General features: G+C 72.5%; 12 protein-coding genes. 4 read left to right on the top strand and 8 right to left on the bottom strand.

Annotation, left to right across the window (positions count from 1 at the left end; genetic code table 11):
- Positions 1-212: 212 nt before the first annotated feature.
- Positions 213-1970 carry a phosphatidylglycerol lysyltransferase domain-containing protein gene (locus AB0M95_RS32495; RefSeq protein WP_363772901.1) on the bottom strand — a complete coding sequence of 586 codons (1758 nt, stop codon included), beginning with the start codon at positions 1968-1970 and terminating at the stop codon, positions 213-215.
- A 195-nt stretch (positions 1971-2165) separates the two neighbouring features.
- Here AB0M95_RS32495 and AB0M95_RS32490 point away from each other — a divergent pair, with 195 nt between their 5' ends.
- The 4 genes from AB0M95_RS32490 (at position 2166) to AB0M95_RS32475 (ending at position 8921) form a co-directional block, all read left to right on the top strand.
- Positions 2166-3350: an alpha/beta hydrolase-fold protein gene (locus AB0M95_RS32490; RefSeq protein ID WP_363772898.1), complete on the top strand. Its 1185-nt coding sequence runs from the start codon at positions 2166-2168 to the stop codon at positions 3348-3350.
- A 514-nt stretch (positions 3351-3864) separates the two neighbouring features.
- Complete coding sequence (locus AB0M95_RS32485; protein ID WP_363772895.1) at positions 3865-4656, top strand: CHAP domain-containing protein; 792 nt, start codon at positions 3865-3867, stop codon at positions 4654-4656.
- A gap of 180 nt (positions 4657-4836) precedes the next feature.
- A complete protein-coding gene (locus AB0M95_RS32480; RefSeq protein ID WP_363772892.1) occupies positions 4837-7473 on the top strand; it encodes a LuxR C-terminal-related transcriptional regulator in 2637 nt (878 codons plus the stop codon).
- Positions 7474-7586: 113 nt separating this feature from the next.
- Positions 7587-8921: an alkyl sulfatase dimerization domain-containing protein gene (locus AB0M95_RS32475; protein ID WP_363772889.1), complete on the top strand. Its 1335-nt coding sequence runs from the start codon at positions 7587-7589 to the stop codon at positions 8919-8921.
- A 104-nt stretch (positions 8922-9025) separates the two neighbouring features.
- On the opposite strand, the gene AB0M95_RS32470 is transcribed toward AB0M95_RS32475, so the two are convergent.
- From AB0M95_RS32470 to dxr, 7 genes are all read right to left on the bottom strand, one after another.
- The gene (locus AB0M95_RS32470; protein WP_363772886.1) at positions 9026-9415 is read right to left on the bottom strand and encodes a DUF3037 domain-containing protein; all 390 of its coding nucleotides are present in this window, start codon (positions 9413-9415) and stop codon (positions 9026-9028) included.
- Positions 9412-10164, bottom strand: coding sequence for a HipA family kinase (locus tag AB0M95_RS32465; protein ID WP_363772883.1), 753 nt, complete (start codon positions 10162-10164; stop codon positions 9412-9414). The genes AB0M95_RS32470 and AB0M95_RS32465 overlap by 4 nt, the downstream gene beginning before the upstream one ends.
- 76 nt (positions 10165-10240) lie before the next feature.
- Positions 10241-11083 carry a GNAT family N-acetyltransferase gene (locus AB0M95_RS32460; protein ID WP_363772948.1) on the bottom strand — a complete coding sequence of 281 codons (843 nt, stop codon included), beginning with the start codon at positions 11081-11083 and terminating at the stop codon, positions 10241-10243.
- Positions 11084-11131: 48 nt separating this feature from the next.
- Positions 11132-12721 (bottom strand): alpha/beta hydrolase, encoded by a 1590-nt coding sequence (locus AB0M95_RS32455; protein ID WP_363772880.1) that lies wholly within the window; start codon positions 12719-12721, stop codon positions 11132-11134.
- Positions 12722-12895: 174 nt separating this feature from the next.
- Positions 12896-14008 carry a PP2C family protein-serine/threonine phosphatase gene (locus tag AB0M95_RS32450; protein WP_363772877.1) on the bottom strand — a complete coding sequence of 371 codons (1113 nt, stop codon included), beginning with the start codon at positions 14006-14008 and terminating at the stop codon, positions 12896-12898.
- A 115-nt stretch (positions 14009-14123) separates the two neighbouring features.
- Complete coding sequence (ispG, locus tag AB0M95_RS32445; RefSeq protein ID WP_363772874.1) at positions 14124-15293, bottom strand: flavodoxin-dependent (E)-4-hydroxy-3-methylbut-2-enyl-diphosphate synthase; 1170 nt, start codon at positions 15291-15293, stop codon at positions 14124-14126.
- 211 nt (positions 15294-15504) lie between these two features.
- Complete coding sequence (gene dxr, locus AB0M95_RS32440) at positions 15505-16731, bottom strand: 1-deoxy-D-xylulose-5-phosphate reductoisomerase (protein ID WP_358517353.1); 1227 nt, start codon at positions 16729-16731, stop codon at positions 15505-15507.
- Positions 16732-16941: the final 210 nt, after the last annotated feature.

Below are 16941 nucleotides of genomic sequence, written 5' to 3'. Positions count from 1 at the left end.
ATGCGGTCACGCTGGGCGACCGCTATCGAGTGCGATAAATCACACTCAGCCCCGTTTTTCACGCCCATCCGGACATGCGACACCCATACCCGACGAGCGCCCAGAAAAGCCTCCGTACGGAGGGATCAGTGGACGAACTCTCTCGTTCTCCCGCGATTAGCAGTGAGATAGTAGGCCGCACGTACTAAGCGGGGCATAAGCCATCGGAAGGCTCACGGGGAGATCGGAACCGGGCCCGGCGGCGGTGCGGTGCCCGAGGGCGTGGAGCCCGGCCTGCGCCGCCGCCTCGGCCAGGACGGCTTCGGCACGCCGGCGGCCAGGAACGCCTCGGCCTGCAACGCCGAGATGCCGATGCGCGGCAGGTCGCGCGCCGTCGGGTACAGCAGGAACCGCGGCTCCCAGAAGGGCCTGAACTTGGCGTTGAACTTGTACAGCGACTCGATCTGGAACCAGCGCGACAGGAACACCAGGACGCCGCGCCAGGCCCGCAGTACCGGCCCCGCCCCGAGCCGCTCCCCGCGCGCCAGCGCCGAGCGGAACATGGCGAAGTTCAGCGAGACCCGGGTGACGCCGAGCAGCGGCGCCGCCTGCAACGTCTTGACGATCAGCAACTCGTTCAGGCCCGGGTCGGCATCGCGGTCGCGGCGCATGAGGTCCAGCGAGATGCCGCCCGCCCCCCAGGGGACGAAGTGCAGGACCGCGCGGATGTCGCCGCCGGGCAGGCCACGGCCGTCCTCGCCGGACTTGTGCGCCGTGACCACGACGCAGTCGCCGTCGGACGCGTCGCCGAAGCGGCCGAGCGCCATCGAGAAGCCGCGTTCGGTCTCGGCGCCGCGCCAGAAGTCGGCGGCGGCGCGGATCTGCTCCTTCTCGTCCTCGCCCAGGTCGCGGACGCGCCGTACCACGCACTTGTAGCCCGCCCGCTCGGTGCGGTTGACCATCTGGCGGACGTTGCGCATGGCCCGGCCCTCCAGCGTGAAGCCGCCGACCTCGACGACGGCCTCGTCGCCGATCTCCAGCGCGCACAGCCCCGCCTCGCGCGCCCAGACCTCGCCGCCGGTCTCGCTGCAGCCGATCACCGCGGGCACCCAGGCGTGCCGCCTGACCTCCTCCATGAACCGCTTGATGGCGCCCGGCCACGCCTCGACGTCGCCGATCGGATCGCCGCTGGCCAGGGCCACCCCGGCGACCACGCGGTAGGCGATCACGGCCTTGCCGGACGGCGAGAACATGGCGCTCTTGTCGCGCCGCAGCGCGAAGTAGCCGAGCGAGTCCTTGGCGCCGTGCCGGTCGAGAAGGGCGCGGACGCGGCGCTCGTCCTCGGCGCTCAGCGCGGCCACCGGCCGCTCGGGACGCAAGGCCAGGTAGAGCGTGGTGATCGCGGTGAGCGCGCCGAGCCCGGCCAGCGAGAAGTACACCAGGTCGGCGGTGCGGTCGAGGGAGTACTGGACCGGGCCCTCCATGCCGAACAGGCCGAGCAGGACGTGCCGGAGGCGCTCGCCCGGGGACGGGTCACCGACGATCGTCGCCGGGTGCACGCTGACGATCATCCAGCCGATGCCGAGGTCGAGGGCGGCGAGCGCCAGGAAGTTCCACAGGGCCCGCCAGCGCGACCGCGGGTCGGACAGGGCGTGGAACTCACGCCGGTTGACCAGGAGCACGGCGAACAGCAGCAGGCCGACGACCGCGTGGGCGGAGTGCCTCCAGCGCAGGGCCTCGACCACGGCGCCCAGCGGGAGCAGGACGATCACCGCGCGCCACGCCCGCACCTTGCGGCGGCGCAGCGCGTGGGCCAGCATAACGAGCAGGACGCCGACCAGCAGCGACGCGGCGGCGGCCAACGTCGTGACCGTGCCCGGCAGCAGGCCGGCGATCACGCTCACCCGGCTTCGCCGGAAATGCGGGAACACTCCGCGAATGATGTCGATTATGCCGATGGCGAGCGCGGCGTACCCCGCCGCGGCGGGCACCCAGGAACGCGATGCCGCGAAACGCGAAAGGCGTGTCCGGTCCTTCACAACAGGACACACTAGAGGGTGCGATCCGTGATTCGGGCGTCCGAGAAGTGATACATCGTTACCCTGGCCCTCTATCGCTTGAGTCGCTTTTACTGGCACTACCATAAAAGACGCCATGGAGTGAGACCAAGACCGGGGGAAGCAACATTGGGACTCACCGCAATAAAGCTGGAGCTTCTGGTGGCCTCGCTGGCCGTAGCGGGGCTCGTCACGACGGTGTGGTGGATATGGCCGCGGCTGAGCGCGCGCACGATTCCATCCATTCTCGGACGGGTGGGGGTGCTCCTCCTGAACCAGATCCTCACCCTGGCCACGCTCGGGCTCGCCCTTAACAACTACTTCGGCTTTTACGGCAGTTGGGCGGATTTGCTGGGCACCGACACCCCGCAGTCGGCGCCCATCGTCGCCGACCAGGGCGCGGGCGTCCCGCCCCCCGCGGAGGTCACCAGCGGCGTCCAGGTCATCTCCACCACCCGCGTCCCGCTGATCTCCGGCAGGAACGGCGACGCCGGGGGCAGGCTCCAGCAGGTCGTCATCTCGGGGGCCACCTCGCGGCTGAGCTCCCCGGCGTACGTCTACCTGCCGCCGCAGTACTTCGAGGAGCGCTACGCCGACACCCGCTTCCCGGTGATCGTCGCATTGACCGGCTACCCGGGCGACGCGCGCAACCTGGTGACCCGCATGAACATGCCGATCGTCGCCGCCAAGGCCATCGACCGGCGCGAGATGATGCCCGCGATCATGGTCCTGATGCGCCCGACCGTGGCGCCGCCCCGCGACACCGAGTGCGTGGACGTTCCGGAGGGCCCGCAGGTCGAGACGTACTTCACCAAGGATCTCAGGGAGGCGATGGCGAGCGGCTTCCGGGTGGGGACCGACGCCGCGAACTGGGGCATCCTCGGCGCCTCCACCGGCGGTTACTGCGCGCTGAAGGTGGCCATGCGGCACCCGGAGGCGTACTCCGCCGCAGTCTCCCTGTCCGGCTACCTCAAGCCGCCGATCGACGCCACGACCGGCGACCTGTTCGGCGGCAGCCGCAAGCTCCGGAACGAGAACGACATGATGTGGCGCCTGGCGCATCTGCCCCACCCGCCGATCTCGGTGCTGGTGACCAGCAGCAGGCAGGGCGAGTCGAACTACCAGTCCACGCTGGCGTTCCTGCAGGCCGTGAAGCCGCCGATGCAGGCGTCCTCGCTGATCCTGCCGAGCGGGGGCCACAACTTCAACACCTGGAGCCGCGAGGTGCCGCAGGCGCTGCCCTGGCTGGTGCAGCAACTGCACATGCCGGCGCACGCCTCCCTGGCCTCGCCCACGCCGAGCCCCCGGTCCTGACGCGGGGCAGGCGGAACCCTGGGCGGGCGCAGGGGTCAGCGCGCGGCGGCGCGGCGGGACTCCTCCAGCCGCTCGGTGAGCGCCACGAGGTCGGCGGTCACCGCCGTGAGCTCCTTCTCGGGCACGTCGGTCAGGACGACCGCGTCCACCAGGTCGCGGACCTGCTGGGCGAGGACGGCGAGCCGGGTCTCGTCGCCGGACTCCTGGGGGCTGCGCGAGATCGGGCACCATGCCGCCGATTCCAGGCCGCCGGACCGAACGATCTTCTAATCTGACCGTTTTAGTCATCTTTGGGTAAAGGATTCCGATTCGAGGAATGGCCCGCCGAGGGCCGTCACGGGACCGGAAACCCCGGCCCCGCAGGCGATCCCGCACCCGGCGTCCGCCGCCAGGGGGGCGGGTCAGTCCTCCTTGGCACGCTTTTGACCTGCGCTTTCCCTGACTAAGGTCCTGCCTCACCGAAGACCTGGCGTGCCCCAGCGCCACGGGAACAAGCGGAAGGTCCCTCGCTTCCATGTCGTCTGAACTGCAGAACATGATCGACCTGCTGAAGTCCCAGCTCGGCTACGGCGAGCGGGGAGGCGGGTACACGAAATACGGAGACTGGTACGGCAAGACGGTCGAGTTCGACTCGGACTACTCGGCCCAGCCCTGGTGCGACATGCTCCTGTCGTGGGCGGCGCACAAGCTCGGCTACGAGAAGTGGTTCGGCCAGTTCGCCTTCACCCCGAACCACGCCCGGTGGTTCGTCGACCACGACGCCTGGGGGCACCACCCCGAACCCGGCGCGGTCGTGTTCTACGACTGGAGCAGCTCGGGCACCGTGGACGGCATCGACCACGTCGGCATGGTGATCTCGGCCGACGACGACGGCACCATCCACACGATCGAGGGCAACGTCGACGGCGGGCACGTCAGGGAGAAGACCCGCGACCAGAGCTACGTCGTCGGCTACGGCTACCCAGACAAGGTGAAGATCGCGATGCGGGGCGAGGCCGCCGGGAAGACGCCCGTCAGCGACGCCAAGACCCTGGCCCTCACGGCCGCCGAGACCTCGCTGAACCTCCCCGGCCAGGCCGCGCACCAGCCCGGCCCCGGCGCCGCGGGCGCGCTCGTCCTGTTCGCCCTCCTGCTCGTGGTCGCCTGCCTGCGGGTCACGCGCCTGTCCACCCGGCTCGCGCACGCCGCCACCGGCCCCTGGGGACGTGACTCGGCCTCGCCCGAGCCCGCCCACTGCGCATCCTCCCCGGACGCCGCCCAAAGGGGCGCCCCGAACCGCCGAGCGGAGCGAGGCCATAGGCACTGAAACATCACTTTCTCAACATCCACGACGCGGTGGAGCGCGAATACCCAGACAAATCGCCGCGCCGAGAAGTGAGACGATGACCCCACCCCCACATACCGATGACACCCCCCGCCGAACCCTCCCCGCCGCGCCCGCCGTCCCCCGCGCGGTGCCACGAACGGCGGCCCGGGGCGGTGAGGGGTGACCGAACACTTAGAAGGCACCGACCGCGCCGCGATCCTGCGCCGGTTCGAGACCGCGCTCCTCGACCCGCCCGTCACCCTGCTCCTCCACGGCGAGGCCGGCATCGGCAAGACGCACCTGCTGGCCGAGACCGAGGAGATGGCCAGGTCCATGGGGTACCGCGTGCTTCACGGGCAGGCGCGCGACTTCGGCAGCGGCCTCGCGTACGCCTCCCTCACCGAGGCGCTCGGCCCGCTGCGCGACGACCCGGCCACGCGCGAGCCGTACACCGAGCTGGTGGAGGCCATCGACCAGGCCGCGCTCGGCGTCCTCGGCGGCGCGCCCGCCGTGCGCACGGCCAACCTGCTGCGGCGGCTCCCGGGCCGCACCCTGCTCGCCATCGACGACCTGCACCTGGCCGACCCCGACACCCTCGGCGCGCTGTCCCTGCTCCCCCGCCGCGTGTACGGGCTCGCGGTGGCCGGGACGGCGCGGCGGCTCCCGGCGATGGACGCCGACATCGTGGCCGGGCTCAGCCCGCTGTCGTTCGGCGAGGTCGCCGCGCTGGTCACCGGCCTGCTCGGGCGCACGCCGAGCGACGCCATCGTCCGGCACGTCCACGACGTGAGCCGGGGCAACCCGTGGTTCGTCCGCGAGGCCGTGCTGACGCTCGTGCACGGCGGCGCGGTGCAGTCCGCCTACCCCGGCCCGCGCAGGGGCGCGATCCTCGGCCGCCTGTTCCAGCGCGACCGCGGCGGGCGCGGCCTGGCCCGCGTGCTCGCCGCGCTGCGCCGCACCCGGCCCGCGCGCATGGCCGACCTGCCCGACCTGGCCGAGATCGCCGGACTGGAGGTCGGCGAGGCCGAGCGCGCCTTCGACGGGCTGGTCAGGGACGGGCTGCTGCTGCCGCTCGACGACGACACCTTCGAGTTCGCCCACCCCCTGGTCGCCGAGGCGCTGTACGCCGACCTCGGCCCGGCCGAGCGCCGCCGCGTGCACGCCCGCATCGCCGCCCTGCTGCACCGGCAGGGCCTGGGCGGGACGCGCAGCGTCCTGGAGTGGGCGTCCCACCTGGCCGAGGGCGGCACGAGCGCCGAGGCGCTGCCCGCCGTGCTCCGCGCCGCCGAGGTGACCCGCTGGACCGCTCCGCTGTCGGCCGGCCACTGGTACGGCAGGGCCGCCGAACTCGCCCCCGTCGCCGAACGCGGCGTCCTGCTGGCCCGGCAGGCGCTGTCGTACTGGAAGGGGTCGCGCCCCGTGGAGGCGCTGCGCGCCGGGCAGGCCGCGCTCGCCGTGCTCACGCCCGGACGCCGCCACACCCGCACCGCCCACACGATGGTGAACGCCGCGCACGCGATGGGCCGCTACGAGCTGGCCATGTCGATCGTCGCCGAGCAGCTCCCGGTCGCCGACGACCGGACCGCGCTGCTCGCCCAGCGCGCGGTCATCGGCACCCAGCTCGGGATCGACTCCCGCGCGCTGGTGGCCGAGGCGTGGAAGACGGTGGGGACCTGCCCGCCTGAGGACCTCGTCATCGCGCTCAGCGCGCTCGCGGGCGACGCGATGATCAGGGGCGACTGGGCGGCGACCGAGCGCGCGCTGGACACGCTGCTGTCGGCGTCCGCGGCGCTGCCGCCCGGCGCGCGGCTGGCCGCGCTGGAGTCGGCGGCGCACATCCTGGCGAGCGGCGGCGTGCGCACCCGTACGCTGGGCCTGCTCTCCGAGGCCGAGCGCATCTACAAGGGGCTCGGCTGGCGCGACATCGCCGGCCAGCACGTGCGCACAATGGCGGTGGTGCGCAGGCTCGGCGGCGAGTGGGAGCACGCGCTGCGCGACCTGCGCGTGGACGCCGTCGCCCTCGCCGACGCCGGGCTACGGGAGAACGCCGCCCTGCTGCGCAACGTCGAGCTGGACATCCTGCTCGACCAGGGCCGCTACGACGCGGCCGAGCCCCTGCTGGCCGACCCGCCGCCGAACTGCGTCTACCAGCTGTCGCTGCGGAAGATGTTCAGGGCCAGACGCGCGTTCTACGCCCTCGGCGACCGGGCGACGGCCGCGCGGCTACTCGACGAGGCCGTCCGCGACGGGCCTCCCGACGTCGTCCACCGCGCGCTCGGGGTCCGGGTCGTCATGCTCATCGTCGCGGGAGACGACGACGGCGCGCGCACGGCCGCCGTCACCCTCGCCGAGTCGGCCCGCACGGGGACGCCGCGCGCCCGGCTGATGGGGACGCTGGCGACGGCCGCGGTGTTCAAGGACGCCTCCCGGGCCGAGGCCGCGCTGGAGACCGCACGCGCCGACGGCCTGAAGTTCGAGGAGGCGCGCGCGCGGTACGCCCTCGGCGTGATCGGGGACGGGCGGCAGCTCGTGCGGGCGCACGGGATGTTCGGCGACCTGGGCGCGGCGCCCTGGCGCGACCGGGCCGCCTACCGGCTCCGGGAGGCCGGGCTCGCCCCGGCGCCGTCCACCGCGCTCACCGCCGCGGAACGCCGGGTCGTCGAGCTGGTCGCGGACGGGCTGTCCAACCCGCGGATCGCCGAGGAACTGCACTACAGCCGCAAGACGGTGGAGGTCTACCTGTCGCGGGTGTACGCCAAGACCGGGCTGCGCTCGCGCGTGGAACTGGCGCTCGCCTACGAGCGCGGCGAGGTGTAGGGCGGCGAGCTGTGGGGCGGATTCCCCGCGGAGGGCACGGGATGGGCAAAGATCCGGAGATGTAGGGAACTCCCTACTGCGGCGGCCCGGCCGCCCGGGTCAGGCTTGTCGGCATGAGATCACCGATCCTCGACCACGCCGACAGCGTCTGGCGGGGGGTGGTGAGCCCGCAGGCGGTGCCGCTGCGGGACCTGCGCTCGAGGGGGGTGCAGGAGGTCGCCGAGGGCGTGGTGATGTGGCCCGCCTTCGGCAACGTGTACGGCATCAGGGGCGATGGCGGTCTGGCTCTGTTCGACACGGGCAACCTCGTGGACGCGCCCACCATGCACGCGGCGATGCGCGCCTGGTCGGACGAGCCAGTCCGCTACGCGATCTTCTCGCACGGGCACTTCGACCATGTCGCGGGCCTGCGCCCGTTCGAGCGCGACGACGGCCCGCGCCCGCTCGTGGTCGCGCACGAGGACGTCGCCGCCCGGTTCGCCCGGTACGCCAGGACCGCCGGGTACAACACGGTGATCAACCAGAGGCAGTTCGGCTTCTCCGGCCTGAGATGGCCCACCTCATACCGGCAGCCCGACCTCACCTACCACGACCGGCTCACCGTCTCGCTCGGCGACGTGACCTTCTCGCTGCGGCACGCGCGCGGCGAGACCGACGACGCCACCTGGGCGTACCTGCCCGAGCGCGGCGTGCTGCTGACCGGAGACCTGTTCGTCTGGGTCACGCCCAACGCCGGCAACCCGCAGAAGGCCCAGCGCTACCCCGACGAGTGGGCGGTCGCGCTGCGCACGATGGCGGCCCTGGACGCCGAGGTGCTCCTGCCCGGGCACGGCCTGCCCATCGCCGGGGCGGCCCGGGTGCGGCAGGCGCTCATCGACACCGCCGACTACCTGGACAGCCTCGTCGAGCAGACGCTGGAGCTGATGAACGCGGGGGCCCGGCTGGACGAGATCGTCCAGGCCGTGCGGCCCCCGGAGGAGCTCGCCCGCCGACCGTACCTGCAGCCTCACTACGACGAGCCGGAGTTCGTCGTGCGCAACATCTGGCGGCTCTACGGCGGCTGGCACGACGGCAACCCGGCCCACCTCAAGCCGGCCCGGGACGAGGTGCTCGCCCGGGCGCTGGCCGGCCTGTCCGGCGGCGCCCCGGCCCTCGCGGCGCGCGCCGCCACCGCCGCGGCGGACGGCGACCTGCGGCTGGCCTGCCAGCTCGCCGAGTTCGCCATGCAGGCCGACCCGCACGACCACAAGGTGCACGAGATCAGGGCCCGGGTCTACACGCTGCGGGTGCGGCAGGAGACGTCCGCCATGGCGCGCGGCGTCTACACCTGGGCCGCGGCCGAGTCGCGCAGCGTGATCACGTCCAAGGACCTGCTGGACGTGTACCAGGAGATCGCGGGCGGGCACATGTGGTGGGTGCCCCCGGCCGGCCCGGCCGCCCCGGAGTGACCCGGAGCGGTGGAGTCGAGCTTGCCCTTCGTCGGCACGGGCGCGCGGGGGCGCGAATCGAGCCGGGGTGCCCGGCCGGTCCCGGGATGGCTTGCCCTGATCGTCTATCGCGCGTGCGTGGCCCGGCGCACCAACCGGTCGAGAAGATCCTCCAGCTCGGCCTCGGGATCGGCGGTGAGCCCGGCGTGCACGGGGCCGGCCTGGACGATCGTGCTGCGCGGCGCGGTCAGCCAGCGGAACCTGCTGCCCAGCGACTGCGCGCGCAGCGCCTCGGACTCACCGGCGCAGGCCCGCTCGTACGCCGCGAGCGCCCTGCGCACCCCCTCGACGTCGGCGTCCTCGTCGAGCGTCCTCAGCCGCCGCTCGTCCAGCTCCGTGCGGGCGCACAGGAAGTCACGGGGCTGGCAGTAGAGGATCACGCCCGCGTTGATCAGCTCCCCGCGCACGACGCACGGCACGACCCGGATCACCGCGTACTCGTAGACGTCCTTCACGCGGCCACCTCCGGGAGCCAGGCGCGGGGGGCGGCGGCGCGGGTGAGCAGGTGGTCGACGTAGGCGTCGCGGACGGCGGCGGCGTCGTCGAAGCCCGGCTCGTCGTCCAGCCACTCATCCGGGACCAGCGCCGTGACCCTGCGCAGGAGGTCCTCGGTGATGAAGCCGGGCAGCTCGTCGTCGGCCTCTTTGAGCCGCTTCGCGAAGGGCGCCATCACGTGGTCGCGGGCGTCGAACGCGCGCCTCGGGTCGGCCGTGCGCCAGTTGTGGTGGAACCACAGGGCTGCGCCGTGGTCGATCAGCCAGGTGTCGCCGTGCCAGACCAGCAGGTTCGGGTTGCGCCAGCTTCGGTCGACGTTATGGATCAGGGCGTCGAACCAGAGCAGGCGGGAGGCGAAGTCGCGGTCGGGCGTCCAGGCCAGGGGGTCGAAGCCGAGCGCGCCGGGCAGGAAGTCGACGCCGAGGTTGTGGCCCTCGCTGGCCTTGAGCAGGTCCTGGACCTCCTGGTCGGGCTCACGGGCGCCGATCTGCGGATCGAGATCGACGATCTTGAGGTCGGGGGTGCGCAGGCCGAGCCGCCGGGCCAGCTCCGCGCAGATGATCTCGGCGACCAGCACCCGGCGCCCCTGCCCGGCGCCGCGAAATTTCACGACATAGGTGCCTAGATCATCCGCCTCGACGACGCCCGGCAGTGACCCGCCCTCCCGCAGCGGGGTCACGTACCGCGTCGCGGTCACCAGTCCGATCACCCGCCAAGGTTACCGGCGCCGCCAGGCCTCCCCGTCCCCTGCCGCTCCACCGCGGCGCCGGGGACGGACCGGCCGCTCAGAACAGGACGGACATGAAGGTGTCGACCTCTTTGAAGCCCACCTTGCGGTACGCGGCCCGCGCGGCGACGTTGAAGTCGTTCACGTACAGCGAGACCACCGGCGCGACGTGACGCAGCGTCTGATCGACGACCGCCGCCATGCCCGCCACCGCGTGCCCCTGGCCCCGCCGGTCCGGATGCACCCACACGCCCTGGATCTGGCACACCTGTGGCGTCACCGCCCCGACCTCCGCCTTGAAGACGACCTGGCCGTCCTCGATGCGGGCGTACGAGCGGCCGATGCGGATCAGCTCGGCCACCCGCGAGCGGTAGAGGGCGCCGCCGTCCCCGAGGTCGGGAGAGATGCCGACCTCCTCGGTGAACATCGCCACGCATGCGGGCAGCAGCGTGGCGAACTCGTCGGGACGGACCTGGCGCACGAGGGGGTCGGGTGGGACGGGCGGCGGCGAGGACGTCGCCATGACGGGCTGGGCCCAGCGGATCGCCCGCGCCTGGCCCCAGTACGGCTCCAGGCGCTCCCAGAGCTTCTCCACGGCCTCCGCCGGGCCGACGATCGAAGAGCACCGGCGGCCCTGCCTGCGGGCGCGGTCCGCGAAGGCCTGGACGGCTTCGGGTCCCGCGTTGACCGGAACCAGGTTGGCCCCGGAGTAGCACAGAGACGTCATCCCACCGCGCGGGCCGAACCCCCACATCTGCCCACCGAGACGGGCCGGGCTGAGACCGACCGATCGCACGCGGGAGGCGACGAAGACGTTGGCGACGGGGTCCGCGTCGAGGATCGTGAGCACCTCGTCACGGTCCTGGTCGTCGAGCACGCGCGACGCCGATGTTCGCAGCATCACGCGCATTAGCCTACGCGACCGGCCCGATTTTGGAACGAAGCGACCCTACTGGCCGGCGATCACCTTGGTCAGCCGCAGGTGGCCGGCCCCGCGCTCCGCCGGGGGCAGCGGCCGCGGCTCCGGACCGGCGGCGCACGTGGCGTCCGCCCTGCGTCCCGGCTGCCGCTGGGCGCCTCCCGGGACACTTCCGTCCCGCAGGTACGCGGCCAGGTAGCGGTTGACGCACGGGCTGCCGCCGAGCGACACGCCGTGGTTGCCGCCGCCCTCCTGGAGCAGCCGCGCGCTCGGGAACCGGGAGCGCACGCGCAGCGCGCCGGCGTACGGCGTCGCGGCGTCGCGGTGGGACTGGACGAGCAGGATCGGCGGCAGGTGGCCGGCGGCGTCGCCGACGTGGACGGGTTCGCCGCCCTTCTCGGGCCAGAACGCGCACGGCGCGTTGTACCAGGCGTTCGGCCAGGCCATGAACGGCGCCCTGGCGTTCACCTTCGCCGTGTCGGCCGTCCAGCGCGCCCAGTCGCGGGGCCACTCGGCGTCGCGGCACTGCACCGCGAGGTACACCGCGTAGTTGTTCTCGGCAGCGGCGTCGTGGTCGACGTGCTGCCGGTAGGCCGTCACCAGCCCGTCGGGCTGCCCCCTCTTGGCGTAGGCGGCGAAGGCGGCGGCGAGCTGCGGCCAGACGATGTCGGTGTACCCGCCGACGGTGAAGATGTCGTCCAGCTCGCTGGGCCCCACCGGGCCGGCCGGCCTGGCGGCGAGCCGCTCGCGCATCGCGGCGTAGGCGGCCGAGACCTCGGGCTGGGTGCGGCCGAGGTGGTAGTCGTCGTTGTGCCGCGCCACCCAGGCCAGGAACTCGCGGTGACGCCGGTCGAAGGCGTAGTCCTGGGCGATGTTCGCGTCGTACCACACGCCCTCGGGATCGACCACGCTGTCCAGCACCAGCCGCCGCACCCGGTTCGGGAACAGCGTCGCGTACACCGAACCGAGGTAGGTGCCGTAGGAGTAGCCGAGGTAGCTGATCTTCTGCTCGCCGAGCGCCTGGCGGATCGCGTCCATGTCGCGGGCGGAGTTCTCTGTGGTCAGGTGGGGCAGCAGCCACGACCAGCGCGCCCCGCACGCGTCGGCGTACGCCTTGGCCCTGGCCACCAGCGCCGCCGCGGCGACGTCGTCCTTCGGCACCTGGTCGGCGCGGGGGGCGGCGAAGTGCCTCTTGGGGTCGACGCAGCTCAGCGCCGGCTCGCTGCCCCCGACGCCGCGCGGGTCGAAGCCGATCACGTCGTACCGGGCGGCGACGTCCTTGGGCAGCGCCGCCGCGACGTACCGGGCCAGCGTCACGCCGGACGCCCCCGGGCCGCCGGGGTTGACCAGCAGCACCCCGAGGCCGTTCTGGTCGTGCGAGGCGGAGCCCTTGATGCGGTTGACGGCGAGGGAGATGGCCGGGCCGTTCGGCTTGGCCGGGTCGAGCGGCACCTTCACGGTCGCGCACTCGACTGTCGCCGCAGACTTCGACCCGGGGCAGGACCCCCACGTCACCGCGTCGCGAGGGGCGGCCACCGCCCCTCGCGCCCCTGTCGTCAAGCCGGCGACCAGCGCGATCGGCACCGCCATGCCCACGACAACTCCGAGAACCCGTCTCACCCTTGCTCCTCCGCTCCTGGGACAGAGGCGATGCTCCCGGATGGGACCGCCCCCGACCGCCCGCACGAGCCGTTCTTTACCAATCCGTAGTCGTGCGATTGCCTATTGTAGCCATCGGGAGGACTGCTCCGAACCGGGGCTGGGTGGCGCTTCACACCCCCGCGACGGGGTGTCTCACCCGGGGAGACGCTGGATGGCGACCATGGCCGCGTCGTCGCCGAGCCGCCCGCCGACGTGGGCCAGCAGATCGTCGCGGACGTGCGCGACCAGTGACTCGGGGCCGTCACAGCTCCAGGAGGCGAGCCGGTCGGCGAGCTGGTAGAAGGTCCCGGCGGGGCAGCGGGCCTCGACGACCCCGTCGGTGTAGAGCAGGAGGAGGTCTCCCGGCTTGAAGTCGAAGGTCTCGGTCAGGTATGCGGCGGCGTCGCCCAGCTCACCGAGGCCGAGCGGCGGCGCGGGGGTGGCGACCTGCATGGCCATGATCCGCCCGTCGCGGATCATCAGCGGCGGCGGGTGTCCGCAGGCGATCAGGTGGACCACGGGCAGCTCCTCGGGGACCTCCAGGACGGCGGCGGTGATGAAGTTCTCCGAGATCTCGCCGGACTCCTCGGCGTGCTCCTCCAGGTCGGCCCGGACGCTCTCGTCCAGGTAGCGCACGACCTCCGGCAGCGTGGCGTGACTGCGGGCGGCCTCGCGGAACGCGCCGAGCAGCAGGGCCGCATCCGAGACCGAGGGCAGCCCCTTGCCCCGGACGTCCCCGATCAGCAGGCGGGAGCCGCCGTCCGCGCGGGCGGCGGCGTAGAGGTCGCCGCCGATCTGCGCCTCCCGCTCGGCGGCCAGGTACATGGACGCCACCCGCAGGGACCCGAGCCGGGTGGGGAGGGGCCGCAGCAGCGCCCGCTGCGCGGCCTCCGACACCGACCGGACCCGTACGAGCTCCTCGCGGTGCCGGTCGATGACCGTCGCGAACAGCACCAGGAACGCCGACACCAGCGCCAGTGCCGCGAGTTGCGTCTGCGCGCCGCCGAAGCCCAGGGAAGCGGCGCGCAATTCGAGCAGGATCTGGACGGCGACAGCGACCGCGCCGACCAGCGCGGTGAGCTTGGGCCCCGCGAAGGAGGCGGTGATCGCCGGGGCGGCGACCAGCAACGGGCTGAGCTCGATCGTGGCCGGGGTGACGATGTCGGCGACCGCGATGACGACGATCAGCGCGAGTGGGATGGCCAGCAGGGCATTGCCGGACAGCCATGTCCGGGAAAGATCCGACGACCCTAGCCGAAATCGCACTCTTCCTGCATACACCCGTCGGCGACGGCTCAGGAAGGCCGGTACCGTCCAGGGCCGGGACCGCCGGAGACAGGCCCGAGGGACGACGGACGCCGCCCGCCCCGCGCCGGTCGGGTCATCGGACGACGACCTCCGGGCCGGGCGCGTCCTCGTCGTCCAGGTCGACGTCGACGCCCATCTCTTCGGCGAGGCGCAGGGCCTCCTCGATCAGGGTCTCGACGATCTGGGACTCGGGGACGGTCTTGACGACCTCGCCCTTGACGAAGATCTGGCCCTTGCCGTTGCCGGAGGCCACCCCGAGGTCGGCCTCACGGGCCTCGCCCGGGCCGTTGACGACGCAGCCCATGACCGCGACCCGCAGCGGGACCTTCAGCCCGTCGAGGCCGGCGTGGACCTGCTCGGCCAGGGTGTAGACGTCGACCTGGGCGCGTCCGCACGAGGGACAGGAGACGATCTCGAGGCCGCGCTCGCGCAGGTTCAGGGACTCCAGGATGCCGATGCCGACCTTGACCTCCTCGACCGGAGGGGCCGAGAGGGACACGCGGATGGTGTCGCCGATGCCCTCGGCCAGCAGGGCCCCGAACGCGACGGCCGACTTGATCGTGCCCTGGAAGGCGGGCCCCGCCTCGGTGACCCCGAGGTGAAGCGGGTAGTCGCACTTGGCGGCGAGCAGGCGGTAGGCCTGGATCATCACGACCGGGTCGTGGTGCTTGACGGAGATCTTGAGGTCGCGGAAGCCGTGCTCCTCGAACAGCGAGCACTCCCACAGCGCGGACTCGACCAGCGCCTCGGGCGTCGCCTTGCCGTACTTGGCCAGCAGGCGGGGGTCGAGCGACCCGGCGTTCACGCCGATGCGGATGGACACCCTGGCGTCGGCGGCCGCCTTGGCGATCTCGCCGACCTTGTCGTCGAACTTCTTGATGTTGCCGGGGTTCACCCGGACGGCCGCGCATCCGGCGTCGATGGCCGCGAAGACGTACTTCGGCTGGAAGTGGATGTCGGCGATCACGGGGATCTGCGACTTGCGCGCGATGGCCGCCAGCGCGTCCGCGTCGTCCTGCGAGGGGACGGCGACCCGGACGATCTGGCAGCCGGCGGCGGTCAGCTCGGCGATCTGCTGCAGGGTGGAGTTGACGTCGGCGGTCAGCGTGGTGGTCATCGACTGCACCGAAACCGGCGCGTCTCCGCCCACCGGCACGGACCCCACCATGATCTGCCGCGACACCCGCCGCGTGGCGATCGGCTTGCTCCGTACCGCGGGAATCCCCAGATCAACAGATGTCATCTTTTCCAGCACCTTGGTCGCTCGGCTACGCGCTCAGACGCGTCCAGTCTAGGTAACCCCGGGCACCCTAGGGTTCCGGACACAGAGATAACCGAATAAGTGACCTTCAAGCATTAAGCGGCCACATCGCCCTACCTCACGGCTTTAGACGGGAAGTGTCCGGACTTATCGCGGATTCGCCCCCGGCACACCGACCGTCCCCCCGTGCCGGTCAGCCGGTCAGCTCCCGCGCCCGCGCCCGGGCCCAGGCGTCCGCCTCCAGGACCTCCTCGACCGACTCCACCGACCCGGACGGGGAGACGGTGTGCTCCCCGACGACCGCCTCGATCGTGTCGACGATGCCGAGGAACGGCAGCCTCCCGGCGAGGAACGCCTCCAGGCACGCCTCGTTGGCCGCGTTGTAGACGGCGGGCGCCGTGCCGCCCAGGGCGCCGACGTGCCGGGCCAGCGCCACGGCCGGGAACGCCTCGTCGTCCAGGGGCTCGAACGTCCAGGTGTGGGCGGCGGTCCAGTCGACCGGCCGCGCGGCGCCGGGGACGCGGGCGGGCCAGCCGAGCGTCAGGGAGATCGGCAGCCGCATGTCCGGCGGGCTGGCCTGCGCGATCGTCGAACCGTCCACGAACTCGACCATCGAGTGGACGACGGACTGCGGGTGCACCACGACGGTGATGCGCTCGAAGGGGATGTCGAACAGCAGGTTGGCCTCGATCACCTCCAGGCCCTTGTTCACCAGCGTGGCCGAGTTGATCGTGATCACCGTCCCCATGTCCCACGTGGGGTGCTTGAGGGCCTGCTCGGGCGTCACGTCCTTCAGCTCGGCGCGCGTGCGCCCGCGGAAGGGCCCGCCGCTGGCCGTCACGACCAGCCGCCGCACCGCCCCGGGGTCGTACCCCTCGGGACCGGCCGCCCACAGGCACTGCGCGAGCGCGGAGTGCTCGGAGTCGACCGGCAGGATGCGCCCGGGGCCGGCCGCCCGCTTCACCAGCGGGCCGCCGATGATCAGCGACTCCTTGTTGGCCAGCGCCAGCACCCGGCCCGCCTTCAGCGCGGCCAGCGTGGAGGTGAGCCCGACCGCGCCGGTGATGCCGTTCATCACGATGTCGCAGGGCCAGGAGGCGACCTCGGCGACGCCCTCGGCCCCCGCCAGCACCGGCACCCCGCCGACGGCCTCGCGCACGGCCTGCACGGCGCGCTCGTCGGCGACGGCGACGACCTCGGGCCGGAACCGCTCGACCTGCCGCGCGAGCAGGTCGGGCCTGCCGCCTCCCGCGACCAGCCCGGCGACGCGGAAGCGGCCGGGCTCGCGCTCGATGACGTCGAGCGCCTGGCTTCCCACCGAGCCCGTGGAACCGAGCACGACGATCGAGCGGGGCTCGTACGAGCCGGGCAGGTCGGCGGGGCCCGCGAGGCCGTCCGGAACCGCGACTGGGGTCTGCATGCCCCCATTATCGGCCCGCCCGCCCCGTTCCCTCCCCGTCTCCGCCACAGGGCCATCGAACGGTCACCAGAGCGACAGGTGGGAAAACAGCAGCTCAATGCCCGAATCTCGCCATACCTGTCTCGATGAATCACGAGAAATGCGGCAATCAGCCGCACTACGGTCCCGCGTCAGACACGGCACCCGAAAAGCGGGAGCCGGGCACGCCGA

The sequence above is a fragment of the Sphaerisporangium sp. NPDC051017 genome (assembly GCF_040683095.1).
Classification (GTDB): domain Bacteria; phylum Actinomycetota; class Actinomycetes; order Streptosporangiales; family Streptosporangiaceae; genus Sphaerisporangium.
The sequence above is the reverse complement of the archived record's forward strand: the minus strand, read 5'-3'. Positions and strand labels throughout refer to the sequence as shown.